Raw genomic sequence first — 12,565 nt, 5'->3', positions numbered from 1 at the left:
TGCAACACCCACTCAACTGATCTAGAGGAGGACCAACTGATGAAAAAGTTTTCCAATAAAATCGCAATCATGATGCTCGCAACTGTTATGGGCACAGCATCCCTTCCTTACGCCGCACTGAATGTGCAAGCAGCTTCCAATCCCCTGAATGCTCAAGAAATTCAGCAAGCCGTTACTGAACTCTCCAAGCTGAAAGTCATGCAAGGCAGTAACCTTCATAATCAAGTTACGCGTGCCGAGCTGGCAAAAATGGTCGCACACACCTTTGGCCTGCAGGGCGGCAAAACAGATAAATCCGTAACGTTTACGGATGTGAAAGCAAATGACTGGTTCTATAAATACGCGGTAGATCTGGTATCCCTCGATATCATGCAAGCAAAGGATGGCCATTTTGATCCACGTGGAACCGTGACAGATGCTGAATTCGTGCAAATCGTCGCAAAAGCGCTCAAGCGTGATGTGAAGTCGGTTAACTACTGGGCGGAACGCTTCTTCTCCGTAGACAGCAACGTTACTCGCGGTGAAGCCGCTTATCTGTTGAATGTGGCTCGCCAGGCAATCCCTTCTGATAAAGCAACCATCACGAGCGTACAATCCTTGAACGAAATTACATTGATTGTGACGTTCGATGGTCCGTTGACCGCAGAAAACGAAGCATTTGCCAAAGCAAAAGAAGACTTTGCCTTTAGCGATGGACTGACACTGACAAATATGCCACGTCTGAAAACAGGTTCTACCAATACTTACATCGTGCCGACCTCGGTTCAAAAGCCAGGAACCACCTACACCCTGACATACAAAGGGAAAAAGGCGGGTACATTCGCAGGTAACGCAACCAAGATCGACATGACAGAAGTGCGCCAAGTAACAAACGACACGTTTGAAGTCGAATCCCTGCGAGCAAATGGTGTCATCGATTATGGATATGTCATCTCCGCCTACAGCGGAGGGCGCGGTGCAAATGCATTGGTGCTGGATCAAAACAACAGTGCAAACGGCAAAACGTATCAAATCATTTCTTCCATGCAAGCAAGACAAGTGACCATTACACCAGAAGGCGGACAACCAATCGTAGCGAAATACGTGCCTTTCACACAATCAACTGACGGCAAGCAAGAAATTAAATTCCGTCTGCCAGAAGGCCAAGTCCTGACTCCGGGCGTTACGTTCACCATTACGTCCGACTGGGCGAATATCGCGAAACCAACCTTCGTCGCAAAAGAAATCGCTCCGCTCGAAATCAGCGAAGCCAAAGCAGTTAGTGAAACTTCTATCACCGTTTCTCTGACAGAGGACCCGGGAGACGAGCTGTTCTCCGGACGCAGCGTAGAACTCACTCGTGCAGACGGAGAAAAACTGCTGGCGACGTACAAATATTCCAGTCGCAAAGGTACCACAGGCGTGTTTGACATCCAGCAAGATGGTAAACTGAAAGCAGGTACCACTTACACAGTAACACCTGTCGGCGATTGGACTGGCAAATCTTCTGCCGAGCTGACAGTCGAGTAGTCTTTTTATGAGAGTTCAAAAAGTCGGCTTTTCAGCACCGAGAAAGTAACGTGAACCTGAAGAAGGAGGAGCGGAGTGTAGGAAACCTACATGAGCACCGGACTTCGAAGGTGAACGTTACTTTCGATGCCGAGTTTGCTCTCAAAACTACTTCGTGATCAAAAGTCGATTTTTTGAACTACCTTATGGAAGAAACAAAGGATAGGATCGTCAGAACTCATCTGACCCCCTATCCTTTTTCTTATTTTCTAGCCCAAAAGCCCCTGCAAAAATCAAAACTTTTCCTATATTCAGGCGTCTATTACTAGTAATTCATTCCTTTATGCCTATATCATTTTGACAGGAGCCTGTTTTGCATGACCGTCAGCTCGTATACATCGATTCTGGAAACGGATAAACGAATCCGAAAAGCTTCTCCTAACCTTGAAGCTAAGGTGGAGATGTACAAGCTCTTTCTCGCTTCTACAGACGCTATTGAAATCCACATCAATAACCTGACGCATCCATTAACTACCATTAGAATCTATGACATCCATCGAACAAAACTTGCAGAAGCTGAATATAGTCCGAACGCCCCCATCATCCTTCCGTTTTTTCCAAAAGAAGATGGTCTGTACTATGTACAGCTGACGATTGGGCCTGATCCAGACCCGCAGCACACCTATCAATTGCACGTGGATAAGTATAAACGCCTATCGGGGATCATGAATCAATCGGAGGAGTTTACCGCAGAAAATGGTCCGTACATGATCGGACCAGAGGATGTCATCATAGCTGCTGGGACATCTATCAGCTTTGAAGCAGGGACATCCATCAATGTACGGTGTCAAAACAAGATCGTCGTCCAAAACGGTGCCTCTGTTTCTTTTCGCGGAGAACCAGACAAACCTGTCGTCGTCATCGGCGCCATTGACGATACAACCGCACACCGTTGGACTCAGCTCGTGTTATCTCCTTTGGCTGAGGCAACCTTCCAGCACATTATTGTGCAATACGACAACGATGGAGACGGCGCAGACTTTTTGACCTCAGCAGCCCCTTTCGTAGCGATCGCCTCATCCGTTGAAGAATTCGAGTCAATGGTTGCTAAAGCGGACTATGTGGAGCGGGCCGCAGTCGTGTCTCCCTCTTCTCGCCTGGACTTCATCAAAACTTGGTTTCAGCAGTCTAGCCCTTATCGCTTTCATATTTTTGGCGATCTCTTGCCTGAGCTTTATTTCGGCATGGATGTCACCACTTTTGCTCGATGGGAAACGGATACGAAGCGGATTAACGAAGAACGAGTAGAAGCTGGTGAAATCAATTACTGGGATTTTGTTAACGGCAACTTCACTGCCGATTTAATAGAAGCAACGCTTCTGTTTGCCAATAATGAGAGCAGCCCCGAGCTGCGAATTCAACGATTGATTGATTTTCTGATCATCGCACAAAAATGGAGGAGAAAACACGGATGCTTCAGCCTGTTCGACATGCTCGATCCATTCCACGATCACGACGAGGAATTTTACAAAACGTTTGAACAGATGTCGTCCGCCTTCTGGCTCGCGCATAATACATCCATTATTCACTGGGATACTCTTTCACGAGAACTCGGCATTTGGCAAAAAGAAAGTTTCTTCGAACGGCAATTCATCAACTCTGTCATGATTCGCCTGCACTTCGCAGCCGACCTGCCGTTCTCCCTTCCGGGGTATGGAAATAACATTCCACCTGTCGGCTTTTTGGGTATTTCCATTCACTTTGGCCCGTTCCGCTATCCAGAGGACTATCCGGCTCCCGGGCCTGAATTCGACGTCAATTACGGCGAACTCTCTACAGCTTCCTATGTGAAATTTATGTTCGAATCGTTGCTCAATGGCAAAACGAATCCCGTCTACACGTGGTGGATACCTACACAAGCGGATAAAGAGCTGTTTCGAACCTTGCAGGAAAAAGGCATATCACTGGATTCCCCTCCGGAAGATTGGGACCGCGAATTCGTGCAGCCTGCTAGAAAAACGCTGGAGGAGATTCGGGCCTACTATCTTAATCCTACTGCAAATGAAAGGTTTACCTCCAACTGTTGAGGTCGGGGGAAGCCATGGCACATGTTTTCCAGTCGCCTATATCCTCCCTTCGTTCGGGCGGTCTCCTTCCAAACATGTGCCATGACTTTCGAACAGCAGAGGATCATTTCGGGACTTAGACCTTTTTTATCAGTTATGTCTTAAAGTCTTTTTTGAGGAAGATGTGCTTTTGTTCCATCTTCTTGTGTAATCTGCGCTTCTTCACCCCACTACAGCTACGAAAAAAGCTTCCTCTTTAATTCACAAAATTTTTCCCATAATAAATCTCATCCATCTCTATTTGCAATTGCTTCGTAATATCCTCCTGCTCCTCTGGTGTCAGCCTATCCTTCGTGTAACCAAACAAATAATTGTTCAGATCAAATTCCCTGCGTTTGCATTTGGTATGGAAAATATTATCTTGGTACACATTCACATCAATCATGTGGAACAAGTCCTTAATTTCCTCGGGAATATAATTTTGGATGGAACTGATGTCGTGATCGATAAACAGCTTGTATCCATGTATATCCCGGGTAAAACCGCGCACCTTGTAATCAATTGTCATCAGATCTGTATCAAACGAACGAATTAAATAATTGAGTGCTTTGAGCGGAGAAATTTCGCCACAAGTCGACACGTCGATATCAGCCCGGAATGTACTGATGCCCTCTGTTGGATGGTACTCTGGGTACGTATGCACCGTAATATGGCTCTTGTCCAACTGCAGCACTACATTCTCAGGTAAGGGCCCGGGAGATTCCTCATAAGATTCATTAGGGACTTCTACGACCGGCCCCTCGGATACAAGAAAAGTGACGCTCGCCCCTTGAGGTACATAATCTTGTTGGGCGACATTCAGTACATGTGCGCCGATAATATCCGACACGTTTTTCAGGATATTCGTCAATCTCTCTGCATTGTATTGTTCATCTATGTATTCGATATACGCTTCCCGTTCCGCTTTTGTTTTGGTGTAGCAGATGTCATACATGTTGAAGCTGAGTGACTTGGTCAAATTATTGAAGCCATGCAGCGTAACATTATGTTCTGTTTTTTGTTCCAAGCGTCATTTCCCCCTGTAGTAGCATCCAAAACTCGGTTTGTCTTACTTTTTCCTCTATCTCGTTCATAAATACCTATTACTTTTATCCTATTACAAATTGATTCAATAGCATCAGGGAAACTTAACAGAATATGGTTCTAATCCTCTTGGTTTAGTGATAAAATATTAAAGTGTGTCAAAATTTAGAAGAAAGGGGGAAATTATCATGCATTGGTATACAAGCGTATTGAAAAAATACGTCGCTTTTACAGGAAGAGCTAGACGTCAAGAATATTGGATGTTCACTTTGTTCAACATCATCGTATCTCTGGTAATTGCTCTCGTAGACTCATTAATTGGTACAGCATCTGTTTTGGGCATGATCTATTCACTAGCGGTATTACTGCCTAGCTTGGGCGTAACTGTTCGCCGATTGCACGATACAGGAAGAAGTGGTTGGTGGGTCCTTCTTGGATTAATTCCTTTTATCGGTGCTATTATTTTGATTGTATTCTTGTGCCAAGACAGCCAAGGAGACAACCAATACGGTGCGAATCCTAAAACTTCGCAATCCTTCTAATGTCTCCAACACCTCTCCTCATAAGGGAGAGGTGTTTTATTTTTGGCCCAAAGAACTCTTTTGCCATGCTCGTTTCTCCTTTGTTTACCTGTGACACACCCCTCCCCGTTCGATACTAATTATTCAGAAAATCACTTTTCCATCGGAAGACTTCTTTCGAATACCAAGATGTGCTTAGGACAGAATAGAACTGTAAAAACGCCCAAAAGGAGGATTGTACGATGAGTAAACAGACGCTGGCTGCCCATGAATCACTGGATATTCATGAAGTACTCAACTTCAAAACACTCTGTCTCGCCAAATCCAAGCTGATGCAAGGCATCGTATTCGATCAGGATTTACGAGCGCTGATGCAAAAAGACGTAGAACAATCCTTACAAGCAATCGAGGAGCTTCAGGCTATTTACAAGAACGCACCCTTCCAGGCACCGATCCCGCAAACTCGCCCGACCCCCATCATAAACTGAAGGTGAAAATCCGATGAACAACGATTATCAAGATCCTATAAACGCGTTAAACATGCCGGAGAAGGCAGACATGACTTTTGCTATGGACTTCCTCATTCGTGCCAAGGAAGGCGTCCGAAACACAGCAATCGCTCTGACTGAAACCGTTACTCCGGAAGCAAGAGCCGTATTGCGGAAACAACTCCACCAAGGAATTGCTCTCCATCAAGAAATCGCGGAACTAATGCTCAGTAAAAAATGGTTCCATCCCTACGAGCTTCATGAACAGTATCAACTAGACCACCTCTCAGCCTTGGAAACGATCCAAATCGGGCAAATGAACCTTTTCCCTGAAGATACTTCGCGAAAAAGCATGTTCGATCGGACACCAGATGAACACCACTGATGGAGGAACTTATCGATGAAAGCTGTTACATACCAAGGCATTAAAAACGTAGTAGTAAAAGAGGTGCCCGATCCGAAGCTTGAAAAACCCGATGATATGATCGTGAAATTGACAAGCACCGCCATATGCGGATCCGATCTCCATTTAATTCATGGCATGATCCCCAATTTGCAGGAGGATTATATTATCGGTCACGAACCAATGGGCATTGTCGAAGAGGTTGGCTCCGGTGTAACCAAACTGAAAAAAGGCGATCGCGTCATCATTCCATTTACCATCGCTTGCGGCGAATGCTTTTATTGCAAAAACCATTTAGAAAGCCAATGTGACAATTCAAACGAGAATGGCGACATGGGTGGTTTTTTCGGATATTCAGGTACAACTGGCGGTTATCCCGGGGGACAGGCAGAGTATTTGCGGGTGCCGTTTGCGAACTTTACCCATTTCAAGCTACCTGAAAACTGCGAAGTAGAGGATGAAAAGCTGTGCTTGATTGCCGATGCTATGCCCACTGCCTATTGGAGCGTAGATAACGCTGGTGTCAAGGACGGAGATACCGTGATTGTTCTGGGCTGCGGACCCGTAGGCCTCCTCGCCCAAAAGTTTTGCTGGCTGAAAGGTGCAAAACGTGTGATCGCGGTTGATTATATCGAGTACCGCCTGCAACATGCAAAACGTACGAACAACGTAGAAATCGTTAACTTTGAGCAAAAGGAAAATATCGGTAACTACCTGAAAGAAATCACGAAGGGTGGCGCTGATGTTGTCATCGATGCTGTTGGTATGGATGGAAAAATGTCCGACCTGGAGTTTCTAGCGAGTGGCTTGAAGCTACAAGGAGGCGCTATGGGGGCAATCGTCATCGCTTCCCAAGCAGTCCGCAAAGGCGGTACGATCCAAATTACCGGTGTTTATGGCGGGCGCTACAATGCCTTCCCTCTTGGAGACATCATGCAGCGCAATGTCAACATACGTTCCGGACAAGCTCCTGTGATCCACTACATGCCCTATATGTATGAGCTTATTACCACTGGAAAAGTCGACCCAGGTGACATCATCACGCACGTCATTCCCTTGGGTGAAGCAAAGCGTGGATACGAAGTGTTTGATACGAAAACAGACAATTGTATCAAAGTCGTTCTAAAGCCTTGATCAAATGATGGGAAGGAGGGTACCTCTGCGATGAGTTACGGATTGCACGAACAGCTTGAACTGCATGAAATTGCTACTTTTAAAACCATTTGCATGACCAAGTCCAAGACAATGCAAGGCCTGGTTTCCGATGAGACGTTGAGACAGCTTTTGGCTGACGATGTTCTCGTATCCACCAGACAGCTTCAGGAGCTGAGCTCTCTACTGACAAAAGCAAATTCATAGGGGGACAAACGCATGACTGGCATTCTTCAAAGCTTAGCTGGTATGGGTGGCCTGACGGATCAAGTAATCGCTATGGACTTTCTCATCTCCGCAAAGAGCGGTGTACGGAACTATGCGATGGCACTGACAGAAACAGGCACCCCGGAAATTAAGACAATACTAACCAAGCAATTGGAAGAAGCAATCGATTTGCACGAAAAGATCAGCCTGTACATGATTGAGCGAGGCTGGTACCATCCATGGAATATTGCCGAGCAGATTGAATTGGATCAGCAAAATATCCACACCGCGTTACATCTTCCGTGAAGTGAAGCACCCTTTTTGGGTGCTTTTTATATTTTGTCTACTATTCGACAATATCTCCTAAAGTAAAAGAGAAGCTCATCCTATAAAATGGTATATATAGGTATTTTTAGGGAGGGGCGATGATATCCATCTCATAGCACCACTCGATGAGCGTTTCAGAGCTACATTACCATTGTCAAGAAAGGTTGATGTTCATGTTTAAGAAAGCCTTGATCATCCTGACATTAAGCTCAGTTGTCGCTGTACCATGTTTAGCCGCAGAAGCCCATGGGGCCGCTCTACCTTTACAGGAGAAGGCGCCAGCCTCCGCAAAAACAATAATCAAAAATGCTGCATTTGGTCAGGAAGTCTGGGTCATGCTCGGCTCCCCTATTCCAAACGGATGGGTCGTAATCAGATCTTCTGGCAATATGAACCTGATTAAGGATATGAACAACGCTCCGGCTGGTTACGAAGTTTGGGTCATGCTCGGTTCCCCTATGCCACCTGGATGGGTCGTCATCAGAAGTACCGGAACCATGAACCTGCTTAAAAATCTGAACAGCGCCTCTTCTAATGAGGAAGTTTGGGTGATGCTCGGCTCCCCTATGCCTGACGGATGGGTTGTGATCAGAAGTACCGGAACCATGAACCTGCTTAAAAATCTGAACAACGCTCCCTCTGGTCAGGAGGTATGGGTGATGCTCGGCTCGCCTATTCCTGACGGATGGATTGTGATCAGAAGCTCTGGGAATATGAACCTGATCAAACGTTTAGGCTAATCAGACCAATTGGATAACTGTATCCATAATAGATAGAAACATAGCATCCTCTCATCTACAAGCTGACGTCGAAACTCCATCGACATCAGCTTGTTTCCTTTTCTTTTTTGGCCATAGGCTGGGAAAGCTAAAAGTGCACGCCTGGTTTGCTTACTTGGCATTTGGCGGAGTGTTACTCGGTGGAATCGTTGCTTTTGAACCAATAGAACGATTTCTAGCTGCACCTAGACCAAATACAAAGAGGAAGATTGACGCACAAACCAAAAGTAGAAGGGGAACCGTCCAGCTATCCGTTGCATCATGCAGATATCCGAAAAGGGTCGGGCCTATTGCGGCAAGCAAGTATCCAACTGATTGAGCCATTCCGGACAGCTCTGCAGCTTGTTGAGCATTCTCTGTGCGTAAACCAAAAAACATCATCGATAAACTAAATGCAAAACCTCCGCCAATTCCGAGCATGATGATCCACCAAACTATGAAATTCGCGCTTCCGTAAAGTAATCCAAGCGTTCCCATTAAAAGCAGCATTGCCGTAATCGTAACTAATAACCGTTGACTAGACATACGCCCAGCGATAATCGGAACGATAAAAGTAAAGGGAAGCAAGGCTAACTGCATAACGGATAGGAACCAACCAGCTTGATCTGAACTTATTCCTTGTTGTTTTAAGATTTCAGGTAGCCATGTGATCAGTACATAGAAAAACGTAGATTGGAGTCCCATAAACAAGGTTACTTGCCACGCTAGTGCGGAACGCCATATATTCACACTGCTATCCGCCGATTGATTTTGAACAATGGCTGTTTCCCTATTGCGGCGTTTCATTTGAGGTAACCAAAATAATACGGATACCAAACTAAGAATGGCCCATATTCCCAACGCCCCGCGCCATCCAACTCCTAATCCAACTGCAATGGGAACACTAATCCCAGATGCAATTGCCCCTAATAAATTCATAGAAATGGAATATACACCAGTCATTAAACCAATTTGTCTAGGAAACTCCCGCTTTATAAGACTTGGCAACAATACATTAGAAACGGAAATTGCCAATCCAAGAACAGCGGTACCGATATACAAAGTACCGATTCCTGAGAAAGAACGCAAAATAACCCCAAAAGTAAGAAGGATGATGGAAATCAGAATGATTCCTTCTACTCCAAACCTTCGTCCTAATTTAGGAACAATAGGAGAAAAAAGTGCAAAAGCTAATAGGGGCAACGTGGTAATCATACCTGCCAGCGTATTCGAAATATGAACATCGTCCCTAATAAGACCAACTAGAGGCCCCACTGAGGTTAAAGGAGCCCGTAAATTAGCTGCAATAAATATGATTCCTACAATAACCACCCAAACTGCTGATCTAGTAACGTTTGGATTTGATTTTATCTCTTGCGTGCTCATTATTTTCCCTCTTTGTCTATTAGATTGAATACAGGAGTTCATTCGTAAAAGTATATTATAATATACTTTTACGACCGATAACGTATACTATAATATAATAATGACCCTCTAGCAACCATTTTGTCGCTAAAGGGTCATAGTCGTGGTAGTTTATAAACATACAGGGGATCGATTTTTAGACCCCGTATTTCAATATAATATGGAGAACAACAAGCTCGTCGGACTGATTTATATAGGAATGCGTGCCATCTGCACAAAAACTAATCGAATCATACTGATTCAAGACGTATGACTCATTATTTACATGGATGGAAAGGGTTCCTGACATGACCGTCGCAATTTCCGTTGTATTGTGGTGATGCTTCTCTGGATAATATGAGCTATTTGGCTGTAAATAAGCTCTACACGTTTCAATTTCATTACTTACGTTTTGAAAGATTGGCTCAATGACCCAATCTTTATTATCCCCAGCAATTCTGAGTCCCTTCCCAGCTCTGGACAGATTTACACTGTTCTCGGTTGAGAATAACGCCAAGAGTGGGATAGATAAGCATTTCGAAATTTTCCACAGCACCCCGATTGTTGGGTTGGTTTCTCCACGCTCAATATTTCCAAGCGTCAACTTGCTCACACCGGATAATTCTGATAAATCTTCCAGGCTCAAATGCTTCTCTTTACGAATTTTTTTTAATACCCCTCCAACCTGTAAAACAACTTGTTTAGGATCATCGGTTTCTGGATTCACTGTAAGCCTCCCTTTACCATCACGATGGAAACTATAAAAAATATGCTAGTAGCATTCCTTTACGATAGTGATGAAATCATACTAAATATACCAGATCATCAATCATAACCCCATAAAAAAGAAACCCTTCCTGCCAAAACAGAAAGGGCCTTCTCCGGCTGGTCTGCTACTTAAACCAGCCTTTTTCCTTTGAATGCATAATCGCCTCGATCCGATTGCTCACACCGAGCTTGTCGAGAATGACGGAGATGTAATTCCGCACCGTCCCTGTCGTAATGTACAGCTGACTGGCAATCTCCTTAGTGTTCTTCCCGTCAGCGACCAAAAGCAGGACTTCCTTTTCCCGCTCCGTCAGCGGATTTTCCTGCCCGTATGCCTCATCGACCAGCTCAGGCGCATAGATCCGCCGCCCAGCCATAATGCTGCGAATCGAGCTAGCCAGCTCTTCGCTCGGACTGTCCTTGAGCAAGTAGCCGTTTGCTCCTGCCTTCAGAGCTCGCTCGAAGTAACCGGGGCGAGCAAAGGTTGTAAGAATCATCACCTTGCACCCGCTGCCTTTCAATTCCTCGGCAGCGTCTAATCCGCTTTTGACTGGCATTTCGATATCCATAATGCAAATGTCGGGCTGATGCTGATGCACGAGCTTGACCGCATCCTCACCATTACTTGCTTTTCCGACGACCTTCATATCCTCTTCCAAATCGAGCAGGGAAGCAAGGGCTCCCAAGAGCATTCTCTGATCCTCTGCAATGACAATGCGAATCATCTTCCCGCCTCCTGTTCCGGTTGTTTGAAGATGTTGGGTACCCGGATCACTAGCTGTGTTCCAGAGACTGAGGACTGGATTTCCATGCTTCCGTTGACAAATTCCAGCCGTTCCTTCATCCCACGCAAACCGTTGCCCCGGTAAACCAATTCCTCCGCCATTCCAATGCCATTATCCGTTACGCTTACAACGAGATCTGTACGAGTGGGTTCGATGACAATGGAGGAGGCAGTGGCATTGCTATGCTTCACAATATTGTTGACCGCTTCTTTCAGGCACATGCACAACACGTTTTCTGTCATCAGCGAAGTATTGGTCAGATTCGTGTCGCCTTCCAGCACGAACTCAATATCCGCTGCCTTGAAAATTTGTTTGATCCGAAACATCTCATCCTCAAGCCGCGTCCCACGCATTTGTGTGACCATTTCCCGTACTTCTTTCAAAGCGATTCGCGCCGTTTGCCTGATTTCCTCCAGCTCCGTTCTCGCCAGAGCAGGATTTTTGTTGATCAGCTTGTTCGCCAAATCGCTTTTCAACCCAATCAGGGAAAGCTTCTGCCCCAACGTATCGTGCAAGTCACGGGCAATGCGTTGGCGTTCCTCGAGCTTGACCAGCTCTGAAATCCGCTTGTTCGCATGCTCCAGCTCTCCCTGGAGCTTCTCGCGCTTATTCCAGTTGTACGTAGTCACGGGCAAGAGAATGACAGCAACCATACTAACCAAAACAAACGGAAGCTGGCCAATCAATTGCGCGTTTTTGGTGAAAAAACCGATGTTGACCGATATGGCGGTGCTAATCAAATGAACCGTGTACAGTGTAACAAAGCCGATCTTGTTCTCAATATTCCCGATAAAAAACGCCAAGAAGAGTGAGAAATACACATAGCCGAACATCAAGGTCATGGCGATGGATATGATGATCTGCACACCCGTCCAAAAGTAAATCAGCCAGCCCTTCGACAGAAAAGAGAATACATAGCAAATGAAAAACAGAATGATCATGATGATTCCGATCACCGCTTCGTACGTCGAGGATGATCGGAAGATGAAATAAAATGGCAGGATGTAGAAGACAACCCACACATAAGGGCTCAAGCCCGTATTTTTTTGAAGAATGTGATACCACTTCTGCTTTTGCATCCTTGCCCACCTTTTCTTCGCCACTCTCTCAAGTGT

General features: G+C 45.4%; 14 protein-coding genes. 9 read left to right on the top strand and 5 right to left on the bottom strand.

Annotation, left to right across the window (positions count from 1 at the left end; translation table 11 throughout):
* Nucleotides 1-39 precede the first annotated feature (39 nt).
* Nucleotides 40-1,509, top strand: a complete 1,470-nt coding sequence (locus ACUUHJ_RS04645; RefSeq protein WP_472298364.1) for an S-layer homology domain-containing protein — start codon at nt 40-42, stop codon at nt 1,507-1,509.
* Between the two features lie 356 nt (nt 1,510-1,865).
* Nucleotides 1,866-3,575, top strand: a complete 1,710-nt coding sequence (locus ACUUHJ_RS04640; protein ID WP_472298363.1) for a hypothetical protein — start codon at nt 1,866-1,868, stop codon at nt 3,573-3,575.
* Between the two features lie 235 nt (nt 3,576-3,810).
* Here ACUUHJ_RS04640 and speD read toward each other — a convergent pair whose 3' ends face one another.
* Nucleotides 3,811-4,620 (bottom strand): adenosylmethionine decarboxylase, encoded by an 810-nt coding sequence (speD, locus tag ACUUHJ_RS04635; protein ID WP_289676198.1) that lies wholly within the window; start codon nt 4,618-4,620, stop codon nt 3,811-3,813.
* A 205-nt stretch (nt 4,621-4,825) separates the two neighbouring features.
* Between speD and ACUUHJ_RS04630 the strand changes: the two genes are divergently transcribed.
* From ACUUHJ_RS04630 to ACUUHJ_RS04600, 7 genes are all read left to right on the top strand, one after another.
* A complete protein-coding gene (locus ACUUHJ_RS04630) occupies nt 4,826-5,179 on the top strand; it encodes a DUF805 domain-containing protein (RefSeq protein ID WP_173610518.1) in 354 nt (117 codons plus the stop codon).
* A 221-nt stretch (nt 5,180-5,400) separates the two neighbouring features.
* Nucleotides 5,401-5,646 carry a spore gernimation protein GerQ gene (locus ACUUHJ_RS04625; protein WP_289676197.1) on the top strand — a complete coding sequence of 82 codons (246 nt, stop codon included), beginning with the start codon at nt 5,401-5,403 and terminating at the stop codon, nt 5,644-5,646.
* A gap of 13 nt (nt 5,647-5,659) precedes the next feature.
* Complete coding sequence (locus tag ACUUHJ_RS04620; RefSeq protein WP_289676196.1) at nt 5,660-6,031, top strand: spore coat protein; 372 nt, start codon at nt 5,660-5,662, stop codon at nt 6,029-6,031.
* Nucleotides 6,032-6,046: 15 nt separating this feature from the next.
* The gene (locus ACUUHJ_RS04615; RefSeq protein WP_289676195.1) at nt 6,047-7,183 is read left to right on the top strand and encodes a zinc-dependent alcohol dehydrogenase; all 1,137 of its coding nucleotides are present in this window, start codon (nt 6,047-6,049) and stop codon (nt 7,181-7,183) included.
* Between the two features lie 30 nt (nt 7,184-7,213).
* Nucleotides 7,214-7,408: a hypothetical protein gene (locus ACUUHJ_RS04610; protein WP_012684540.1), complete on the top strand. Its 195-nt coding sequence runs from the start codon at nt 7,214-7,216 to the stop codon at nt 7,406-7,408.
* Between the two features lie 12 nt (nt 7,409-7,420).
* A complete protein-coding gene (locus ACUUHJ_RS04605) occupies nt 7,421-7,714 on the top strand; it encodes a spore coat protein (protein ID WP_087350799.1) in 294 nt (97 codons plus the stop codon).
* Nucleotides 7,715-7,908: 194 nt separating this feature from the next.
* Nucleotides 7,909-8,475 (top strand): hypothetical protein, encoded by a 567-nt coding sequence (locus tag ACUUHJ_RS04600; RefSeq protein WP_087350796.1) that lies wholly within the window; start codon nt 7,909-7,911, stop codon nt 8,473-8,475.
* Between the two features lie 150 nt (nt 8,476-8,625).
* Here ACUUHJ_RS04600 and ACUUHJ_RS04595 read toward each other — a convergent pair whose 3' ends face one another.
* The 4 genes from ACUUHJ_RS04595 to ACUUHJ_RS04580 form a co-directional block, all read right to left on the bottom strand.
* The gene (locus ACUUHJ_RS04595) at nt 8,626-9,879 is read right to left on the bottom strand and encodes a CynX/NimT family MFS transporter (RefSeq protein ID WP_472298362.1); all 1,254 of its coding nucleotides are present in this window, start codon (nt 9,877-9,879) and stop codon (nt 8,626-8,628) included.
* A 175-nt stretch (nt 9,880-10,054) separates the two neighbouring features.
* Nucleotides 10,055-10,624: a helix-turn-helix domain-containing protein gene (locus ACUUHJ_RS04590; protein WP_012684536.1), complete on the bottom strand. Its 570-nt coding sequence runs from the start codon at nt 10,622-10,624 to the stop codon at nt 10,055-10,057.
* 166 nt (nt 10,625-10,790) lie between these two features.
* Nucleotides 10,791-11,390 carry a response regulator transcription factor gene (locus ACUUHJ_RS04585; protein WP_012684534.1) on the bottom strand — a complete coding sequence of 200 codons (600 nt, stop codon included), beginning with the start codon at nt 11,388-11,390 and terminating at the stop codon, nt 10,791-10,793.
* Complete coding sequence (locus tag ACUUHJ_RS04580) at nt 11,387-12,529, bottom strand: sensor histidine kinase (protein ID WP_041749242.1); 1,143 nt, start codon at nt 12,527-12,529, stop codon at nt 11,387-11,389. Before ACUUHJ_RS04580 ends, ACUUHJ_RS04585 begins: the two co-directional genes overlap by 4 nt.
* Between the last annotated feature and the right edge of the window lie 36 nt (nt 12,530-12,565).

This window comes from Brevibacillus schisleri (assembly GCF_055685845.1).
This window is presented reverse-complemented; position numbering and strand designations above follow the sequence as displayed.